Source organism: Brevibacillus sp. YAE8 (genome assembly GCF_057543335.1).
Genome location: NZ_BAAIYG010000001.1, coordinates 313,540 through 331,990, shown reverse-complemented (window position 1 = coordinate 331,990; position 18,451 = coordinate 313,540). Strand labels below are relative to the sequence as shown.

The window sequence follows — 18,451 nt, the reverse complement described above, 5'->3', positions numbered from 1 at the left end:
AATAAAACAGGGAGGATCTGGTAGTTTCTATGGGCCGAAAAGAACGAATAGCAGAGCTTGACCTCATTCGCGCCTTTGCCTTTCTCGCGGTCGTCTATCAGCATGTGATCGGCGTCTTTATCAGGGAAAAAGGGTTGAGCGAGCAAGCGGCTATCGTATATGGAATGTTGTTTCATCTGCTAAAATTCGCCGTTCCGGCATTTATTTTTATTACCGGACTGGTCTTGTTTTACAACTATTACGAAAAAGTCAACTACTTTTCTTTCATGCGCAAGCGGGTAACGGAAATTTTGGTGCCGTACGGGATTTGGTCGGCCATCTACCTGGCTGTGCAGACGAAGCCGCTGGGCGAGGGCAGCGCCTTTTTGTGGACAATCGCCAAAAAGCTCGTGACGGGAACTGCGTCCTATCACTTGTGGTTTGTCGTGATGATCTTCCAGTTTTATTTGCTCTATCCGCTGTGGCAAAAGCTGTTTCGATTTTTGCATCGCCTGGTCACGGGCCGCCTCCGCCTTCTTGCGGTCGGAGCGGTTGCCGGGGGCGTGTATGCGGGCTTGATGTGGTTTTCCGCCCGCTATATTCCGGCGCACCCTGGCGAATTTACCGGGGGCTGGCTGGAAGCGTACTTTATCAAGTACCGCGATCGTAACAGCTTCTACTACTTCTTTTACTTTTTGCTCGGCGGTGTGGCTGCCGTGGCCCTGCCGGCTTTCAGGGACAGTCTGCGCAAGCGCTGGCCGCTGACCGCGACGGCGTTTTGCCTGTTGTACGTCTGGATTGGCTACGAGCTGTTCCGCGACTCTAACAGCGGCACTATCAATTTGAATGTCGCGACCTCCTTGAAGCCGTCCATGTTTTTGTACACCGTCGCTTCGCTCTTGGGCGTGTACGGCCTGGCGCTCTGGCTCGGGAAAAAGAAAGCGGCTTGGACGCACTGGCTCGGGCTTGTCGGAAAGTATTCGTACGGCGCGTATTTGATGCACGCATTGATCCTCACCTACTTGATGAAGGGGCTGCGCGCGATTGGCCTGTTTCACACCGGGATCATCGAGAGCCTGGTCGTTTTTGCCATCTGTGCGGCCGGCTCGTTTTTGCTGTCGTACGGGTTGGGCAAACTGCCATTTGGCGCCTTGCTCGTGGGCGCAGCCGAAAAAAAACGGGCGAGCGAGCCTGTGCAAAAGCAACTGCAAAACGCCGGGTAGCCGAAAGAGAGAAAACGTTTGGCGGATCGCAGGCAGCAGTTGCAGCCATTAGCCTGAAAAAAGCGCGACATTTTTTCACAGTAAAAGGAATTGGGGCAGGGCGAATGGAAAAGAGTAGGAGCACGAAGGGAGGAAAAGATAACGCTTGCTGTTCGCCTACATTCAGTTGGCCCTATCAATGGCATTGGTAGGCATGAACATTTCCATCGGAAAGGAAATCGTTTCGCACGTCCCTGTCTTTTTGTTTTCCGAGCTGCGCTTTTTGCTCGCGATGGTCATTTTGCTGCCGCTGCTGGCTTTGCGCGGCGAGTGGAAGACATCGTGGAAAAAGGAAGAGGGAAGCGTCCTGTTCTGGCAGTCGTTTTTCGGCGTGTTTCTGTTCAGTATTTGCATGCTGTACGGCGTCCAATGGACTACCGCGACGGCAGCAGGGATCATTACCAGCACCGTCCCTGCCTGTATCGCTCTTTTTTCCTTCTGACTTTTGAAGGAAAAGCTTCAGGTGAACAATGTCGTGGCGATCATTCTCTCGGTATGCGGCATCGCCCTGATTACGTTTACGGGCGGAGCAGGGGCACAGACGCTGGCGAGCATGCTCGGCAACCTGCTCGTCTTTTTGGCAGTCGTGAGCGAAGCGCTGTTCACCATTTTCGCCAAGCGGCTGTCGGGCAAAATCACGCCGTTTCAAATGACGGCTGCGATCAATGTCATCAGCTTCGCCATGTTTTTGCCGTTTGCCGTCTGGGAGGGCATCCGCTTTGACTGGGGACTGGTTCCCGCCCATATTTGGTGGCTGCTCGTCTACTATGCCGTGACGGCCAGCGTCCTGTCGTTCTTTTTCTGGTACAACGGAGTCGCCAAGGTCGAGGCGTCCAAGGCCGGCTTGTTTACCGGGATGATGCCGATCAGCGCGGCACTCGTCGCCGTGCTGTTTTTAAACGAAGCGTTCACCTGGCTGCATGGCATCGGCATGCTGCTCGTGCTTGCCTCCATTTTCGTCGGCACGCAGCAGACAAGGCAAAAAGGCACAACGCTGGAACGGTAATCGCATCGCCATGAACCTGCCGGGCTGGTCGTCCTCTTTGGAAACAAGAAGCGGCAGCTTGCCCATAGCAAAAAAAGCGCTTTGGCTTCCGGGCCAAAACGCTTTTTTATTACTCCAACCTCTTTATTTAGCCAAGGCTTTTTCCAAATCCTTGACGCCGTTGTAGATCAAATCGAACAAGTCGTCGATGTTGCCTTCCTCGATGCAAGAGAAGGCGATGCGCAGATCGGTTTGGCCGAGGGCGATTGTGCCTACGCCGTATTGATCCAGGAGATGCTGGCGGAGTATTTCCGCATCGACGGTTTTCAGCTTGAGGCACATGAAGTAGCCGGAGTTGAACGGATAGTAGCTCCACGCGTCGTCGTATTTTCCGCTGTCGAGCAACTGCTTCACGCGGTTGGCGCGGCCTTTCATGATTTCGTACTTCTCCTGCTTCTGCGCCTTGAACTCCGGAGAGGTGAGGGCGTGCAGGACGAACGTTTGCGATGGGTGCGCTCCGCTGGAGATCGTGGCGCGGATGATGCCCAACGTCTTTTGTTCCAGGGCGGCCAAAAGGTCGCTGGAAGGAGCGGCGTATGTGATGAAGCCCACGCGGAAGCCCCACACGTACTCTTCCTTGGTCGCTCCGTCGACTTTTACAGGAAGAATGCGCGGATGCACGTTGTAGAGGCTTGGGAAAAGCGACTCGTGCAGGGAGTCTTCAAAGAACAGGCCAAAGTACGCATCGTCTGTCACCGCTACGATGTTGATGCCAGCTTCTGCGCCTTCCTTGAGAGCTGCGACGATTTGACGGCCTTCCTCTGCGCCGGGCGTATAGCCTGTCGGGTTGTTCGGGAAGTTCAGGACGACAATCGCCTTTCCTTTATCTTTTTGCGCCAGGATCGCATCGCGCAATCCGGTGGCATTAAATTTCATTTCGTCGTTATACAATGGATAGTAGACCATTTCGGCACCACGGCGGATGGAGAAGGTCAGCTCGTAGTTTTCCCAGTTCTTGTCCGGGATAATCACGCTGTCTCCGCTGTCTGCGAACAGGTCGGCCACGATGCTGAGCCCGTGCGTCAGAGCGTTGGTGACGATCGGGTTGCTGAAGGAATAGTTTGCCAGAGCAGGTTGTTCCTCGATCATTTTTTGCCGCCATGCTGCGCGCAACTCAGGCTTTCCGGCAGGAGGAGCGTACTCATACAAATCTTTTGGCTGGAAGGCAGACAGGTTGTCTTGAATCACCTTCAGATGCATAGGTTGTCCGTTTTCCAGCGCGATGCCGATGGTGGCGTTGTATTTTTTCGCTTTTGCTTTCGCTTCAGCCGATTGGCTCAGGATGCCCTCTTTTGGAAAGTAAATCAGCTTGCCGATGTTGGACAGCATGTCAAAAACGTGTGGATTTTCCCGCTGAATCGTGTCATTCAGCTGTGATGCCAGTGAATGCATGGTAGCCTCCCTCTTCCTTTGGAACATCTGTTTATCATCATCAATAAAGATAGCGCATCTACATGCATTTGTCATCTAGCAGGCGGGGATTTTTCAGATTTTTGCACGGATTCCTTTGACAAGGAACGAAAAGCTTTGCTACGGTGTAAGCACATATAGGGGCAGGGGGGATTGTACGATGGCAGAACGGACGATCGTACGACTTGGCGATCCGGTTTTGCGCGAAAGGTCACGACGAATTTCATCCATGACTCCTCATACAGAAATGATCGCGGAAGACATGAAGCAGACGCTTTACGCGAAAAAAGGACGGGCCGGACTGTCGGCCGTACAGATCGGCGTACCGCTGCGGCTGATTGTCATTGACTGCGGCAGCGGCCTGATCGAGCTGATTAACCCCGAAATTGTGGAAATGAGCGGCGTGCAGGTTGGCCCGGAGGCTTGCCTGTCCATCCCCGGCGTCGTCGGAATTGTCAGCCGCTCGCGCTACGTCAAAGTGAAGTCTCAAAACCGCAGGGGCGAGCCGACCGTGCTGGAAGCGGAAGATTTTCTCGCCCGCTGCGTGCAGCATGAAATCGACCATCTCGAAGGCGTTTTGTTCATCGACCACGTCGAAGCTCTGTACTCTGCCAAAACCGGAAAGCCGCTCAGGCAAAAGGAAGCCAACGCCATTTTGGCCTACAGAAGAGAGACGTACCGCAAAGCATAGAAACCGTTTGGCGACAGCAAGGAGAATGACAAATGAAGCGTTGGAACATCGTACTGACAGGATTCGGAACAGTAGGCAAGCAGATTGCGCGGCTTCTTGCGCAGCGCCAGGACAGGTACCGCAAGCTGTACCAGGCAGACGTCCGGCTGGTGGGGGTCGCCAGGTCGGCTTGTGCGCTCTACGATCCTGAAGGGCTTGCAAACGAACAGATTGAGTCGTTGACGCAGTCCAAGCAGCCCGCTCATCCGGCATGGGAGGCAGAAAAGTGGCTGTCGACCGTAGCAGCGGACGTGCTGATCGAGGCAGGCCCGTCTGATGCCCGGACAGGGGGGCCAGGGCTTCGCTACATCCGTCAGGCGCTTGCAGGCGGCATGCACGCGATCGCCGTGTCCAAAGGCGCGCTCGTCGTCGACTACGCCGGCTTGTCTGCCCTGGCGAAAGCAAAAGGCGTGCAGTTAAAAATCAGCGGCGCAACAGCGGCCGCCCTGCCGACGATCGACCTGTTCAGCTACAATCTCGCGGGCTGTGAAATCAAGCATGTGGAAGGCATTTTTACCGGAACGACCAACTTTGTCTTGACAAGCGTCATGGAGGAAGGCGTCACGAGCGAGGAAGCGATTCGCCGGGCGCAGCAAATGGGCATCGCCGAGCCGGACCCGACCTACGACATCGACGGCTGGGATACGGCCTCGAAAATCGCGATTTTGGCCAACGCCGTGTTCGACGCCAGGCTGAAGCTCTCCGATATCCCGCGGGCGAGCGTTCGCGACCTGTCTCCCGCCCAAATCGCCGAGTGGAAACGCGCCGGACGGGTGCCGAAGCTGATCGGCACGATCCGGCCGACAGCAGACGGCGTAGCGGCAGCGGTTGAGCTTGTCGCAGTCGATGCGACGCATCCTTTTGCCCAAGTAAAAGGGACGACGAAAGCGATCCGCGTGGAAACAGACGTCATGGGCGAACTGATGGTCGTGGGCGGGAAGTCGGACCCGGCAGCAGCGGCGGCGGCAGCACTGAAAGACCTGGAACATATCATGAGTAGACACGGCGCTGTCTGACAGCGGCAGCTTCCTTGCGCCGCTTTCCAGCGATCGGCAGGAATGACCCGGTTTGTTTTTCGCGCATACTAGGGACGTACCACGAACAAATAGCGGCGAGGGGGCCATACGGATGAATCAATCGTCTGATGTCAATGCCGAACTGCAGCAAGTTTCTGCCTATCCAACGAAGCAGAAGATGAACCAGAAGGAAGTCGCTCTGTTTGACGAGCAGGAAGGCTGCGGCTGCACCCCCAAAGCGAAAAACGCGGCAAATACGGAGCAAGGATAGCTCCACACGAAAAAAGCCGGGCCTCTTTGGAAAAAGAGTACCCGGCTTTCGTGTACAGGGAAAGACGTTCTTAGCCGATAAATTCCTGAACCCAGTAACCGTTGGTGTAGCCGACACCGATTTTGGTGAAGGCCGGGTTCATGATGTTTTTGCGGTGGCCTTCGCTGTTCATCCACTGCGTCATCACTTCTTGCGGACTGCGTTGACCCATGGCGATGTTCTCGCCTGCGGTCATGTAGGAAATGCCGAATTGCTTCATCATGTCAAACGGAGAACCGTACGTTGGGCTGGTGTGGTCAAAGTAGTTGTTGTTCGACATATCGGCTGCTTTCGCCAGAGCGACTTTGGACAGGGCAGCATCCATCGTTACAGGCGCCAGACCTGCTTTGGCGCGTTCCTGGTTGACCAGATCAGCAACCTGCTTGGCAAAGTCGCCAGCCTGTGCCTGGTCGGCCTGGTTCGCCGGAGCAGCCGGCTTTGTGACGTTCTGTACTGGCTTTGCTGGTGCTTGTGGCGCTTGTTGCACCGGCTTTTGTACGGGCTGCTTTTGTACAGGCGCCTGATTTACTGGCGCGGCAGGCTGTTGTGGCTGTGCGCTAGGTGCAAATGGAAGCTGACCCATATATGGAATCCATTGATACTGGATTTGGTATTGTATGCCAGTTGGTACCGGGCAATTGGCTGCAGCAGATGCAGATGGGGTAAAGCCGGTCAAAGCCAAGCCCAATCCCAGAGTCATCGCGATGGCAGTAGCTCCAAAACGTTTCATATTCAACATCGTCTCCTTTTTTTGGCCTACGAGGTTAGTTGTCGGATTCGGATTGAGGAAACAACCCTACGCTCCTTCGAGCGATTCACCCCTTAGTGGATGCGTGACCCACAAAAAGATCCCCCGCACTTCCATTCGTGAGGAAGCTTCGGCTTATTGGTTTGGCATGACCCAGAATATCAGACTATCCCACCCGAAATAAAGAAGTAATATCTGCCAAACCGCTGGAAACGCTGGCGCTACTGGGCTTATTCGCCCTCGCTCTCCGGCTCGTTCCACGCTGTCAGTCCGCCGAGCAGCGCTTTTGCCTCGTATCCGTGCTCGCGCAGCAGAGCAGCCGCTTTTTGCGCTTTGTTGCCCGACGTACAGACCGTGATGACCTGCGCTTTTCGCGCCACGGATTCTGTTTCTTCATCTAAGGGCTTGTCACGTTCGAGCATGTGCACATAGGGAACGTTTTTGGTTGCGGCCAATTCGCTGGTGAGCGTTCCGTTCCGGAATTTTGCCTCGTCGCGGACGTCAAGGATGAGTACAGGTGTCTGTTTTTCCAGCAACTCGATTACTTCCTGTTTCGTCCAGATGTTTTTTAGCATTCGCAATCCCTCCCGAGCCTATTGTAGCAGTTGCCTTTCTGATAGAGTAGTAGTAAATGGTTGATTTTTATGGTCTGGTTATGGTAGAATGATAATGCTACTTGAATACTTGAGCCTAAATCTTCGAGGTGTATGCTGATGGATAACGTTTTTGAAATCCCGATTCACACTGGCGCGGTCATCGGAGCCGCAAGGATGGAAGAGAGGAAGGGCTTTCGTCGTTTTAGGTTTTCAAAAAGTTTTGGTTTTAACATGGCAGTTCCGTCCTATGACACTTTCATTTTAGCGAAGTAGATCAACTTCACATATCATGAAGGCGTATCGCGATCTCGCTCTGGGGTATTTCTTCATGATATGTGAGCTTTATTTGCTTCGGTAAATATGACTAGCATATTCAAATTGACTTTTGGAGGTTTTCTCATGCAAGCGAACGGAACAGTAAAATGGTTTAACGCAGAAAAAGGTTACGGCTTCATTCAAGTAGAAGGCGGAGACGACGTATTCGTACACTACAGCGCAATCCAAGGCGACGGCTTCAAAACTTTGGAAGAAGGCCAGCGCGTTGAGTTCAACATCGTAACAGGCAACCGCGGTCCTCAAGCTGAGAACGTAGTAAAACTGTAAGTCTCCTTTATAAAAGAAACTGTCCGTCAGCGGGCAGTTTCTTTTTTTCTCGCAAGATCACGGTGTTTGACGAGCATCACCCGGTAAAAGTCGGCGTGCGCCTGGATGTGGCCGAACAGCCCGATGAACGAAGGCGGAACCGGGTCGCCAAACTGAAAGGCCGCGTTCTCGCCCGTCGCTGCGAGCTGCGCCATCAACTTCGGCAAGATTTCGTCTGTACACGCAAAAAGCAAATCGAGCTTCCCGGCGTTTTTTTCTACCAATTGCTGCCACGGCTGTCGTATAATCGAGCATGCTGCTTTTTATCACAGACCGGGAGGAGAGTGAACGAAATGGAAGACTGGCTGGTGTCGCTGCAAAAAACGGTTCCGCTTTTGCAACAGGCGGGGAGCGTGGAGGAAATCAAAAAAGGGCATTCGGCAGACCGGAAATATCGCGTCGAGTTGGCAGCAGGAGGCCCTGCTGTCTTGCGGGTAGCCAGCTACGAGCAAGCCGGGCAAAAAGAGCAGGAGTATGCGCGGTTGCAGGCGTTGCAGCCTCTGCCGATCAAAGCTTCCAGGCCGCTCGATTTTGGCGTGCGAAAAGAATGGGGCATTTGCTACATGCTCGTCTCTTACATCGAAGGAGAGGATGCGCGGGACGCACTGCCGACCTTCACGGACAGCGAGCAACAGCAGGTCGGCTTTTTGGCGGGACGGGATTTGGCCGCCATGCACCAGCTCGCGGCTCCCGCGTCGACATCGCCATGGGCAGAGCGCTGTGTGCAAAAGCATCGCATGTATGCAGCAGCCTACGCTGCCTCTGCTTCCGCGTTCAAAGACGGCGAGCGCATTCTCGCATTCATTGACCGACACTTGCCCCTGCTGGCTGGGCGGCCGAGCTGCTTTTTGCACGACGATTTTCACGTCGGAAACTTGATCGTCCGCGACCGCAGCTACGCAGGCGTGATCGACTTCAACCGCTACGACTGGGGCGACCCGGTGCATGAGTTCGTCAAGCTCGCCTTTTTCAGCAAAGAGGTGAGTGTTCCGTTTTGCAACGGCCAACTGGCGGGCTATTGGAACGGGCAGGAAATTCCCGACTCTTTCTGGACGCTGTACAACGTGTACACGGCGATGGCCATTTTCTCCTCGATCATCTGGACAGAGCGGACTGTCCCCGCGCTGCTGCCGGACATGATGAAGCGGATCCAGACGATTGTCGAGGAGCACGACGCGTTTGAAAGACGCATCCCGTCCTGGTATAGCTGAATCGAAAAAGAAAAAAGAACTATGGAATTAGAGCCATAGTTCTTTTTACAGGGAAAGCGAGAATTACAGGCAGCCATCGACTTCTATGGTGAGCAGTTGGCTAGGCAGAACAGACAGGCCGTTGACTTGACCGCCGCCGATAGAAGTACGGCCATACGTGGTCAGAAGGACATTTTCACGGTTGCCGTTGCGGCCGACAGTCAGGCGCACTTCGTAGTGGTTCGTTGCAACGACAGTCGCGTTCAGCGCAACCCGTGTGTTTGCGGCGAGCGTTTGTGTGACGTCGAGCAGTGAACCTACCGGATTGGTTTGTGTGACCGCTGTGCCCCAGTTCAGCACTTGCACACGCACCTCCACTGGCTCGTCATTGAGGTTGACCAAGTCGATGTGAGCGGTAAGAGCCGTGTTCAGGTTGTTTTGCAGAATGCCAGTCGTGTAAACAGTTGTTCTCCTTGGTCTTCCACCCCCTCGGTCGCTGGTGCTTTCAAACTCCATTTCAGACATCCCAGATCACTCCATTTCTTGTTGTTTAACTAATGGGACAATACTACAATATTAAGTCTTGTCTCCTTTTGTAACGGCGAACGTAAGGGGACAAGTAACCATTTCTGATAGAAAGCGGTGGAATGGATGAGCGAAGCTTCCATATTTAAACAGCTAGACTATACGGCGCGGTTTGAATGGGGATATGAAGGGGTAGAACAGTTGGCGCCCCAGTCAGACATCGTCGTCATGATAGATGTGCTGTCGTTTTGCACCTGTGTGGATGTCGTGTGCGGGCGCGGCGGGATCGTCTATCCGTACCGCATGCGAGACGAGACGGCAGCGCTTTACGCGCGGGAAAAAGGAGCACTGCTCGCCGGGAAACGCGGAGAGCCAGTGTCGCTCTCTCCGGCGTGTCTCGCGACGATTCCAGCCGGGAGCAAACTCGTCCTGCCTTCCCCCAACGGTTCGACCTGCACTGTGCTGGCGCAGCAAAGCGGAGCCGTGGTCGTCGCAGGCTGCTTGCGAAACGCAGCGGCGGTAGCTCGCTTCATCAACGCGCACAAAGGAACCGTGAGCGTGATCGCCTGCGGAGAAAGATGGCCCAACGGCGCCCTGCGTCCTGCCATCGAAGACATGCTGGCCGCAGGCGCGATCCTCGACGGATTAAGCGGCTACCAGCTCTCCTGCGAAGCGCAAATGGCGGTCGCCGCATTCCGGGCGGCCAACGAGCAGCTTGCTGCCGTCCTCGCGGAAAGCGGCTCTGGACGCGAGCTTGCCGCAAAAGGATATCCGCAGGATGTTCAGATCGCAGCCGAATGGAACCGCAGCCAGACCGTTCCGCTACTGGGAAAAGACGGCGGGTACGTTGCCGCTTCTTCTGCTCTCGGTTCAGCGCCGGGCTTTTTTGCATAAAGACTCCCTTTTTCGGAAACCATTTCTCATGATCGAGTGAGAAACTGGACAGGGAGGATGAACATGGAAGAATCGAAGAACAGCACACAGGGCAGGTCAACCGAGGAAGAGTTGCTGACCAATCGGCAGGGCCATCCGATCACAGACAACCAAAATATGCGCACAGTAGGCAATCGCGGTCCTACCGTTCTGGAAAACTATGATTTTCTGGAAAAAATTACGCATTTCGACCGTGAGCGAATACCGGAGCGGGTCGTGCACGGGCGTGGCGCAGGCGCACACGGATACTTCGAGGCGTACGGAACGGTCGGGGATGAGCCGGTTGCGAAGTACACGAGAGCGAAGCTGTTTGCGGAGCGCGGCAAAAAAACGCCTGTGTTCGTCCGTTTTTCGACCGTCATTCACGGCACGCACTCGCCTGAGACTTTGCGCGATCCGCGCGGCTTTGCCGTGAAGTTTTACACGGAGGACGGGAACTGGGATCTGGTAGGGAACAATCTGAAAGTCTTCTTCATTCGCGATGCGATGAAGTTTCCTGATCTCGTCCACGCGTTCAAGCCAGACCCGGTGACGAACATTCAGGACGTCGAACGCATTTTTGACTTCATTTCCAATACGCCTGAAGCGATGCACATGATTACGTTTCTGTTCTCCCCGTGGGGCATCCCGGCGAACTACCGGCAGATGCAAGGCTCCGGCGTCAATACGTACAAATGGGTCAATCAAAAGGGCGAAGCGGTGCTGGTCAAGTACCATTGGCAGCCGCTTGCGCAAGGGATCAAAAACTTGACGCAAAAAGAAGCCGAGGAAATTCAGGGGAAAAACTTCAATCACGCGACACAGGACCTGTACGAAGCGATCGAACGGGGAGACTATCCGGAATGGGAGCTGTGCGTGCAAATCATGAGCGATGACGAGCATCCCGAGCTTGATTTTGATCCGCTTGATCCGACGAAGCTGTGGCCGGAGGAGCAATTTCCGTTTTTGCCTGTCGGAAAAATGGTGTTGAACAAAAATCCGGAAAACTACTTTGCCGAAGTAGAACAGGTCGCGTTTGGTACAGGCGTGCTCGTCGACGGCCTGGACTTCTCGGACGACAAGCTGCTGCAAGGCAGAACGTTTTCCTATTCCGACACGCAGCGCTATCGGGTGGGAGCCAACTATTTGCAGTTGCCGATCAACGCGCCGAAAAAGCACGTCGCCACCAACCAGGAAGGCGGGCAGATGCTGTACCGGGTCGACCGCAAGCAGCCGCACATCAACTACGAGCCGTCCACGATCGGCGGTTTGCACGAGGCCAAACAGTCCGCTCCCGACCATCAACCAGAGGTCGCGGGCAAGATCGTCCGGCAAAAAATCGACCGCACCAACGATTTCAAACAGGCTGGCGAACGGTACCGGCTCATGGAGGACTGGGAAAAAGACGACCTGATCGCCAATTTGACCGATGCTCTCCTGTCCTGTGACCGGCGCATCCAGGAGAAGATGCTCGATTACTTTTTCCAGTGCGACGAAGAGTACGGCTCCCGGGTGAAGCAAGGAATCGAGCAAGGTCGCCGGAACCGGGACAACGGCCACGGCGGACCGATGGGAGCGACCAATCCCGGCGCTGGCGTGCGTCAGGCCGAACAGGATGGACATCCGGCGGAGCCGTATTGATCGCTTGAATAAAGGCCAGCCAGAGCCAGAAAACAGCGCCTGACCCCTTTGCGTGTGCCGATTGGCTGCAAAGGGGTTGGCTTTTTCCCTCTCCTGCCGTACCCTTTTGCGCGAGGAAGAAAAAAGGCTGCTTGCACAGTCGCCCTTTTTCCGTTATTCGAACGGTTCCGCTTTCAAGCTCATTCTCGTAGCCTTTCGCATGATAGTGGAAGTGCCACAGGAAAATATAGGATTAGACTAAAGTTATTGAACCTGCGCGGTTTTTGAATAGTAAAATCAGCAGTCGCTATAAAAAAGTGGTAGATTGACCGCGTAAAAGAAACAGCGGCGGACTAGGACTCAAAAATAAAGGCTGAGACTGCCGCTGTTTTTTGAGCGAGCGGTTTTCGGTTGTTCAATGGCAAGGTTGAACGAAAAAAGCAATGGTTCTTTCCAGCGCTGCGCGGCAATCTGTTAGCAGAATCGTAACTTGCGGGAGGCCGCGAAGGCTGCTTCTTTAGTTCTTGCTGCCGTCTACTTTTACTGGTCGCGCAGGTGCGTCGCCAGATTGTCGAGCGTACCAGACCAACCGTCGTACACATACTGATCGCCGGGGTGACCAGCGAATCCGCGCAGGTGGAAGATCATCTCGGTGCGCTCGCCCTGTGCGGTAAGGGTCAGGGTCACGACAGGGGTGCCCTCGACGGGATCATCGGGGGAACCCCAGGTGAAGACGAGCCGTTCGAAAGGAATGACGTCAAGGAACACACCCCCGGTGTGATACTCCTGGCCGGTCTGCTTATTGACCATAGTATAGCGGTAGCGTCCGCCTTCGCGGACGTCGAAGGAGATAGACTCTAGCGGCGTTGAAGGGAGCCAGGCGGCGAGATCGTTCTTCTCGGTCCAGGCGCGCCATACGAGCTCGCGGCGGGCATTCAGGGTGCGGGCGATGGTGAACTCCGGTGCAGATGCGGTCATGTTCATTGTTCCTCCTTTTTGGTCATGGACTTGAGGGGAAATTCCAGTGCGTCGAAATGCTTGTTCCAGGCTAAGGATGCTGCTCCTGCCCGTTAGTTGAGCGCCGCCACCTGAGTCTACTCTATGTTATTTTTCAGTCTACAACTTAATTTCCCCAGTCTGATGCTTTATTTTCACAGAACAGGAAGTGCATGGTAGATTCGGCGCACGCCTTGAAATTCTCTCTATTACCTAGCCTCAAAAACCGAACAAATGTTCTGATTCGATTCTATCATAAATGGAGATTTTCCACAATCTGTGCAAGAGAAAACTTTTCAAAAACTTGTGTTGGAAAAAGGTAACTTTTGCCGCCACCGCACGTCTAACCAGTTGATTTTCCTCTAAATCCCAATAGTGGTGGTGGAACGGGCAATGTGGTACGGCAATCACGCAAAAGCATGGCTGTGCAGCAGTTTGGCGTTGGTGCTCGCAGTCTCAGGAAGCGTGCAAGCGCAACAGCTAGCCGCGCAAACAGCTCCTGCGCAAAAACAGGCTGTTAGCAGTAAAACGGTGGCGGAAAAAGCAAGGCAAGTGACGACGAAAGCGTGCGGCGAGGACGAGCAAAAAGCCGGGCAAAAGAAGCCTGCTGCAAACTCCCTGGCGTCCCTCGATGAAGCTTCCGCCTCGCCTCTGTCCGGCATCCGGAAAATTGCCACGGGCGTTATTTTCGATGAAGCCGGGTACGGCTGGCGTCCGGGCATTTCCTATGCGATCGACCAGGCAGGCAACGCGTGGCGCTGGGGCGTGCAGGCAGGCCAGTGGCTGGATTTTCCGCAAAAGCTCACAGGCATCGAGAACGTCAAGGAGGTCACATGGGGCTACGCGCTGACGAATGCAGGTGATGTATGGCGGCTGGGTGAGCAGGCGCAGCCGGAAAAAATCGCGGGACTCGATCACATCCGCTCGATCCGCGAACTAATCGGAAACGAAGAGATACTTGCCCTGTTAAAAGACGACGGGACCGTGTGGACGCTCAAGCAGGGAGAGCGACAGCCGCGGCGATTGGGGTCGTTTGCCAAAGTCAGCGCGCTCTACGGCTCGGCCTTCTCCCTGTTTTTGCAAGAGGAAAGCGGCAAGCTGTTTTATTTGGACGGAAAGCGACAAGAGCTGAAAGCCGAGCTTGCCCATGTCGTGGATGTACCGGGAGCGGTGAAGCAAATCGCGCTCGATTATTCGGATCGGGCTATGATCCAGACCGCAAATGACGAGGTTTACCTCTTTAATGCAAAGGAGAAAACGTGGACGCGGGCGCCGCGCGAAGCCGACGAGGCAGTCAAGATGGCGGTTGGCGGAGACGGGCTGTACCTGTTCAGCAAAAAGGACGGCACGCTCTGGGGCTGGGGCCACAACACGCTGGGGATGCTCGGCGAGCAGTACCCGGATCGGGTCGAGCTGCCTGTCCGGATTGCCGACCTGACCGATATTGTCGATGTGCAGGCAGGCACCGATCACATCCTCGCCTTGCAAAAATCCGGCCACGTCTTTTCCTGGGGAAGCAATATGACAGGCCAGTTGGGCAGAATGCCGCGCCTTTTCACGGAGTGGACCGAGATCGGCGAGCTGAAGGACGTAAGGCAAATCGCAACCGGACTTGGCCAGCCTTATTTTGTGCGCAAGGACGGCACGGTTTGGGGGATCGACGAGCAGCGGCAGCCTTACCAGGTGGCAGGGCCGAAAAATGTCCAGACGATTGACAGCGTGTTGAATGCGGCAGTCACGCTGGATACGGCGGGCCATGTACAGCTTTGGACCGATCAGTTCGGCACGTGCCAGACGTTGGCGCTGCCGGGCACTGTCAAAGATGTGGTCGCTGGGGAAGAACGACTGCTGCTGCGCCTGGCGGATGACGGCCTGTTCGCCGTAGAACTGCGCCATGAGCTGGTCGAGAAAAACGGCGTCTACGTGCCCGCCAACATCACGGTCGGCGAGATGGAAGCTGCGCAGATCGACCCGGCCGTGGCAGCGCGCATTGCCAAGCTGTACGCCAACGCTTACCTGTTTTTCGCCACAACCAAAGAGGGCGAGGTGCTGTACGCCGAGCAAACTGCCAGGCAGCCCTCGTTTCAAAGCGTACCTGGCGTAAAAGGCGTGCGGGAGCTGGCTCCGCAATATTTTGTACGCTACACGGCCGACCCGCTTTCCGTATGGGCTTTATCCGATGCGGGCGCGGTCCGCGAGCTGCAATTTCAACTGGACCGCCACAAAGACGAATGGAACATCGCGCAAGTCAGCGTGGCAGGGGAGGCGGAGGAAGGGATCGCCTTTGCCAGCGGCCGGCTGCGCATCACGAAGGACGGGCAATTGTATGAAAAAGACTGGAGCCCGCTTGTGAAAAAACAGATTCCTCGCCCTGTCCGCCTGGTAGCGTCCACGTACGACTACGCCATCGAGGGACCCGGATCGCACTATCATGTCATCGTCACGGAAGATGACAAAGTAGTCGTCCTCGGCTATAACCCGTTTGAAAAAAGCTCGCTTCAGCCGCAACTGGTCCAGACCAAAGCGAAACCATAACCTAATAGGAAAAAACTCACGCCCGGATTGTGGGGCGTGAGCGTCGCGCGCAGGGGAGATTATTTGCCCCTGTGCTTTTCTTTTGCCTTTTGCACTTTTCGCTGCCATTTTTGCTCCAGGCGTTCGAGCTTTTGCTTGCGCCCGGCCACCTTTTTTTCGGCCTTGCGCGTTTCCCATTCCAGCTTGATCGCTTCCTGGGCATAGGTCGAGGGGCCTTTTGTGCGCAACTCTTTGGCAACTTGACGGGCCAGCCGCTTCGGATTGACTTTGGTCGGAACGGCTTCTTGCACTTCCACGGACGCTTTCCGATTGTCCAGTCCAGGCAACAGCCGATGCAGGACAAAATCGAGCACTTCGCCGTCTTTTGGCTCCGCACCAAAAATGAACCGGCACGCCCGCAGTCGGGCACTGTCCACATGCTCGACCACGCCAACCCAATACTGTCCATCGTAATAAACGGTTAGTTTCATCCAAACCGCCCCCTCTGTAAAAATCAAGAGTGTCGGACATCCCGAGGGGGGAAGGTTACTGACAGGGACAAAAGCTGCCTCCTGCGTCCGGACTACCAACCGGAGCTGTGTTTTTACACTCTGTCATCTATCATAGGGGATGGTGTCTTTGCTGGCAAGATGCCGCAATGCGGGAAAACAGCTATCCATTGTCACGAACGGTCACGGACCGCAGGCAGCGGAGGCTGGCCCTGCATTTTCTGCGAGTAGACGGCCATGATGAAACCGAGACAGATGGGTACGAAATCCGCATCGCTGCAGCCGATGGTGAGCCTCCAAACGGTCAAGCATAGCTTGTTTGGAATATTGTAACAATCTTGTGCAACCTATGGATAAACATGGGAGGAAAATGTAGAATCATGTCGAATGTGTAGACATAACAACCCGGCATGAGTCCAAAATTTTTGGTTCAGGCAGCAAAGGAGTTTTGTGGAATGGATCATTTTTCTCACCTATTTAAGAACGATCACCATTCATGCAGCGAGTCGTCAATTGGGCAAAACGATGATTCTCCCCGCATCTCTTTACAAGGTAACCCAGAAGTTTTGGCTCAATTGAACATGATTAATTTGACGCAAAAAGACCTGGAGCTGATTGCAGGGCTTCGTCCTGTCGTCGTGGAGCAAATTGAGCAAATCACCGCCTCGTTCTACGAAGCGATCCTGCACGTCGATACATTAAAAGAGATTATTACGAGCCATACGACGGTCAATCGTCTGCGGCAAACGTTGTCCAGCCATTTGATTGAGATGTTCGACGGCCGTATTGATGAGGCTTTTGTTGAAAAACGGATGCGAATTGCCATGGTGCACCAAAAAATCGGGTTGCCCTCGAAGTGGTATATGGGCTCGTTTCAAAATCTGCTCAGCACCTTGCTGCGCATCGTCGATAGTTTGCAAGGCACTCACCCGGACTGCTCCGGTCTGGCACAGGCTGTCACCAAGCTGCTCAGCCTCGAACAGCAGTTGGTTTTGGAAGCGTACGAGCATCAGACGCGGATGGAGGAGCAACGGGCGAAAGCGATTATCGAATACCAGGCGCTTCACGACGATTTGACGGGCTTGCCCAACCGGAGGAAGCTGCATGTAACGTTGCAGGAGACGATTGAGATAAGCAGGGAGGACAACTCCCGTTTTGCTGTGCTGGTGCTGGATATTGATCGGTTTAAATTGATTAACGATTCGCTTGGACACACGTACGGAGATCGCTTTTTGCAAGAGGTGAGCGACCGCATTCGCAAAAGCACCGAAGGATTCGACGTCATGATCGCGCGGATGGGGGGAGACGAATTTACGCTGATTTGCAAAAACGTGTCCTCCGACCGGGATTTTTCGGAGCTGTCCGAGCAGGTCGTCAAGGAGATTGAGATTCCGTACCGTCTGCAGAGCAACGACTATTACGTCTCGGCGAGCATCGGCATTGCCATCTATCCCGATCACGGCACAACTGTGGAGGAATTGCTGAAAAATGCCGACACGGCGATGTACGAGGTGAAGAAAAACGGCAAGAACGGCTACCAGTTTTTCACCAACGAGCTGGACAACCAACTGCTGCTGCGCTTTGAGCTGGAAAGCGACTTGCGCAAGGCAGTCAAGGAAAATGAGTTTACGCTGTTCTACCAGCCGCAGGTGCAGGCGCTCAGCAATGAAATCATCGGGGTCGAAGCGCTTGTCCGCTGGAACCACCCGACAAAGGGCATGCTCTCGCCGGGCATTTTTATTCCGTTGGCGGAGGAAACAGGACTCATCTACGACATCGGCACATGGACGCTGAGGGAAGCTTGCCGGCAAATGAAAGAATGGCATGATGCAGGCGGGCCGCTCATTCCCGTCTCCGTCAACTTGTCTTCGCGGCAGTTCCACCAGGCGAACCTGGTCGAATACATTCGCGACATCCTGGAAGAAACGGGGCTGGAAGCGAAATATTTGGAGCTGGAAATTACGGAGAGCATGATGATGGACCCGGATTTGTCCACGGAAATTCTCAACAAGCTGAACGATTTTGGGGTGAAAATCAGTCTCGACGATTTTGGTACCGGATACAGCTCGTTGAGTTACCTCAAGCTGTTGCCCATTCATAAGCTGAAAATTGACCGCTCCTTCATTACCGACATCACGCGAAATGCGAGCGACCAGGCTATCGTGGCGACGATCATCTCGATGGCGAAGCATTTGAACATGGACGTGATCGCGGAAGGAATCGAAACACAAGGCCAACTGGACTTTTTGACGGAAAACGCCTGCAAGGAAATTCAGGGCTATTACTTCAGCCGACCGTTGCCAGCAACCGAAGTAGAGGAAACTTTTTTTGTCCCTTACAGACTGTCCCAGCTCTCCTAAGAGATTGACAGCCGATGCATAGAATGGAATCATTTTGTAATTCCTGCTACAATAAAGAGAGTCCCTTCGGGGGCTATTTTTCTAAGG

The 18,451-nt window shown here is 54.4% G+C and carries 17 protein-coding genes, 1 pseudogene and 1 riboswitch; of the genes and pseudogenes, 11 read left to right on the top strand and 7 right to left on the bottom strand.

The annotated features are described in order from the left end of the window. The first annotated feature begins 29 nt into the window (after window positions 1-29). Complete coding sequence (locus AC27IT_RS00915) at window positions 30-1,202, top strand: acyltransferase (protein ID WP_487091501.1); 1,173 nt, start codon at window positions 30-32, stop codon at window positions 1,200-1,202. Between the two features lie 145 nt (window positions 1,203-1,347). Continuing rightward, window positions 1,348-2,247, top strand: a pseudogene (locus AC27IT_RS00910) (DMT family transporter). 123 nt (window positions 2,248-2,370) lie between these two features. Here the strand turns inward: AC27IT_RS00910 and AC27IT_RS00905 are convergent. After that, window positions 2,371-3,678 (bottom strand): aminotransferase class I/II-fold pyridoxal phosphate-dependent enzyme, encoded by a 1,308-nt coding sequence (locus AC27IT_RS00905; protein ID WP_005828698.1) that lies wholly within the window; start codon window positions 3,676-3,678, stop codon window positions 2,371-2,373. 178 nt (window positions 3,679-3,856) lie between these two features. Between AC27IT_RS00905 and def the strand changes: the two genes are divergently transcribed. The 3 genes from def (at window position 3,857) to AC27IT_RS00890 (ending at window position 5,713) form a co-directional block, all read left to right on the top strand. Next, a complete protein-coding gene (gene def, locus AC27IT_RS00900) occupies window positions 3,857-4,387 on the top strand; it encodes a peptide deformylase (RefSeq protein ID WP_005828697.1) in 531 nt (176 codons plus the stop codon). Between the two features lie 32 nt (window positions 4,388-4,419). After that, a complete protein-coding gene (locus AC27IT_RS00895; RefSeq protein ID WP_283857823.1) occupies window positions 4,420-5,442 on the top strand; it encodes a homoserine dehydrogenase in 1,023 nt (340 codons plus the stop codon). Between the two features lie 112 nt (window positions 5,443-5,554). Continuing rightward, complete coding sequence (locus AC27IT_RS00890) at window positions 5,555-5,713, top strand: hypothetical protein (RefSeq protein ID WP_007782111.1); 159 nt, start codon at window positions 5,555-5,557, stop codon at window positions 5,711-5,713. Window positions 5,714-5,783: 70 nt separating this feature from the next. On the opposite strand, the gene AC27IT_RS00885 is transcribed toward AC27IT_RS00890, so the two are convergent. Further along, window positions 5,784-6,482: a CAP domain-containing protein gene (locus tag AC27IT_RS00885; RefSeq protein WP_005828692.1), complete on the bottom strand. Its 699-nt coding sequence runs from the start codon at window positions 6,480-6,482 to the stop codon at window positions 5,784-5,786. A gap of 8 nt (window positions 6,483-6,490) precedes the next feature. Then, window positions 6,491-6,646: riboswitch (cyclic di-AMP (ydaO/yuaA leader) on the bottom strand. Window positions 6,647-6,730: 84 nt separating this feature from the next. After that, window positions 6,731-7,075 carry a rhodanese-like domain-containing protein gene (locus AC27IT_RS00880; RefSeq protein WP_487091497.1) on the bottom strand — a complete coding sequence of 115 codons (345 nt, stop codon included), beginning with the start codon at window positions 7,073-7,075 and terminating at the stop codon, window positions 6,731-6,733. A 420-nt stretch (window positions 7,076-7,495) separates the two neighbouring features. Between AC27IT_RS00880 and AC27IT_RS00875 the strand changes: the two genes are divergently transcribed. Further along, the gene (locus AC27IT_RS00875) at window positions 7,496-7,699 is read left to right on the top strand and encodes a cold-shock protein (protein WP_005828688.1); all 204 of its coding nucleotides are present in this window, start codon (window positions 7,496-7,498) and stop codon (window positions 7,697-7,699) included. 26 nt (window positions 7,700-7,725) lie between these two features. Here AC27IT_RS00875 and AC27IT_RS00870 read toward each other — a convergent pair whose 3' ends face one another. Further along, window positions 7,726-7,962, bottom strand: a complete 237-nt coding sequence (locus AC27IT_RS00870; RefSeq protein WP_005828686.1) for a hypothetical protein — start codon at window positions 7,960-7,962, stop codon at window positions 7,726-7,728. Between the two features lie 69 nt (window positions 7,963-8,031). On the opposite strand from AC27IT_RS00870, the gene AC27IT_RS00865 reads away from it, so the two are divergent. Continuing rightward, complete coding sequence (locus AC27IT_RS00865; protein WP_283857822.1) at window positions 8,032-8,949, top strand: phosphotransferase family protein; 918 nt, start codon at window positions 8,032-8,034, stop codon at window positions 8,947-8,949. Between the two features lie 63 nt (window positions 8,950-9,012). Here the strand turns inward: AC27IT_RS00865 and AC27IT_RS00860 are convergent, their stop codons facing one another. Continuing rightward, a complete protein-coding gene (locus tag AC27IT_RS00860) occupies window positions 9,013-9,453 on the bottom strand; it encodes a hypothetical protein (protein ID WP_005828682.1) in 441 nt (146 codons plus the stop codon). Window positions 9,454-9,579: 126 nt separating this feature from the next. Between AC27IT_RS00860 and AC27IT_RS00855 the strand changes: the two genes are divergently transcribed. Both AC27IT_RS00855 and AC27IT_RS00850 read left to right on the top strand, forming a co-directional pair. Continuing rightward, window positions 9,580-10,347, top strand: a complete 768-nt coding sequence (locus AC27IT_RS00855) for a 2-phosphosulfolactate phosphatase (protein WP_122952759.1) — start codon at window positions 9,580-9,582, stop codon at window positions 10,345-10,347. A gap of 63 nt (window positions 10,348-10,410) precedes the next feature. Next, entirely contained in the window at window positions 10,411-12,006 is a 1,596-nt protein-coding gene (locus tag AC27IT_RS00850; RefSeq protein WP_122952760.1) for a catalase, read from the top strand. A gap of 519 nt (window positions 12,007-12,525) precedes the next feature. Here the strand turns inward: AC27IT_RS00850 and AC27IT_RS00845 are convergent. Continuing rightward, on the bottom strand, window positions 12,526-12,963 hold the full coding sequence (locus AC27IT_RS00845) for an SRPBCC family protein (RefSeq protein ID WP_007782128.1): 438 nt from the start codon (window positions 12,961-12,963) through the stop codon (window positions 12,526-12,528). Window positions 12,964-13,374: 411 nt separating this feature from the next. Between AC27IT_RS00845 and AC27IT_RS00840 the strand changes: the two genes are divergently transcribed. Next, the gene (locus AC27IT_RS00840) at window positions 13,375-15,516 is read left to right on the top strand and encodes an RCC1 domain-containing protein (RefSeq protein ID WP_327944388.1); all 2,142 of its coding nucleotides are present in this window, start codon (window positions 13,375-13,377) and stop codon (window positions 15,514-15,516) included. A gap of 59 nt (window positions 15,517-15,575) precedes the next feature. Here AC27IT_RS00840 and AC27IT_RS00835 read toward each other — a convergent pair whose 3' ends face one another. Continuing rightward, window positions 15,576-15,986: a YjdF family protein gene (locus AC27IT_RS00835; protein WP_025847852.1), complete on the bottom strand. Its 411-nt coding sequence runs from the start codon at window positions 15,984-15,986 to the stop codon at window positions 15,576-15,578. A gap of 599 nt (window positions 15,987-16,585) precedes the next feature. On the opposite strand from AC27IT_RS00835, the gene AC27IT_RS00830 reads away from it, so the two are divergent. Further along, window positions 16,586-18,364 (top strand): EAL domain-containing protein, encoded by a 1,779-nt coding sequence (locus tag AC27IT_RS00830; protein WP_487091574.1) that lies wholly within the window; start codon window positions 16,586-16,588, stop codon window positions 18,362-18,364. Window positions 18,365-18,451 lie beyond the last annotated feature (87 nt).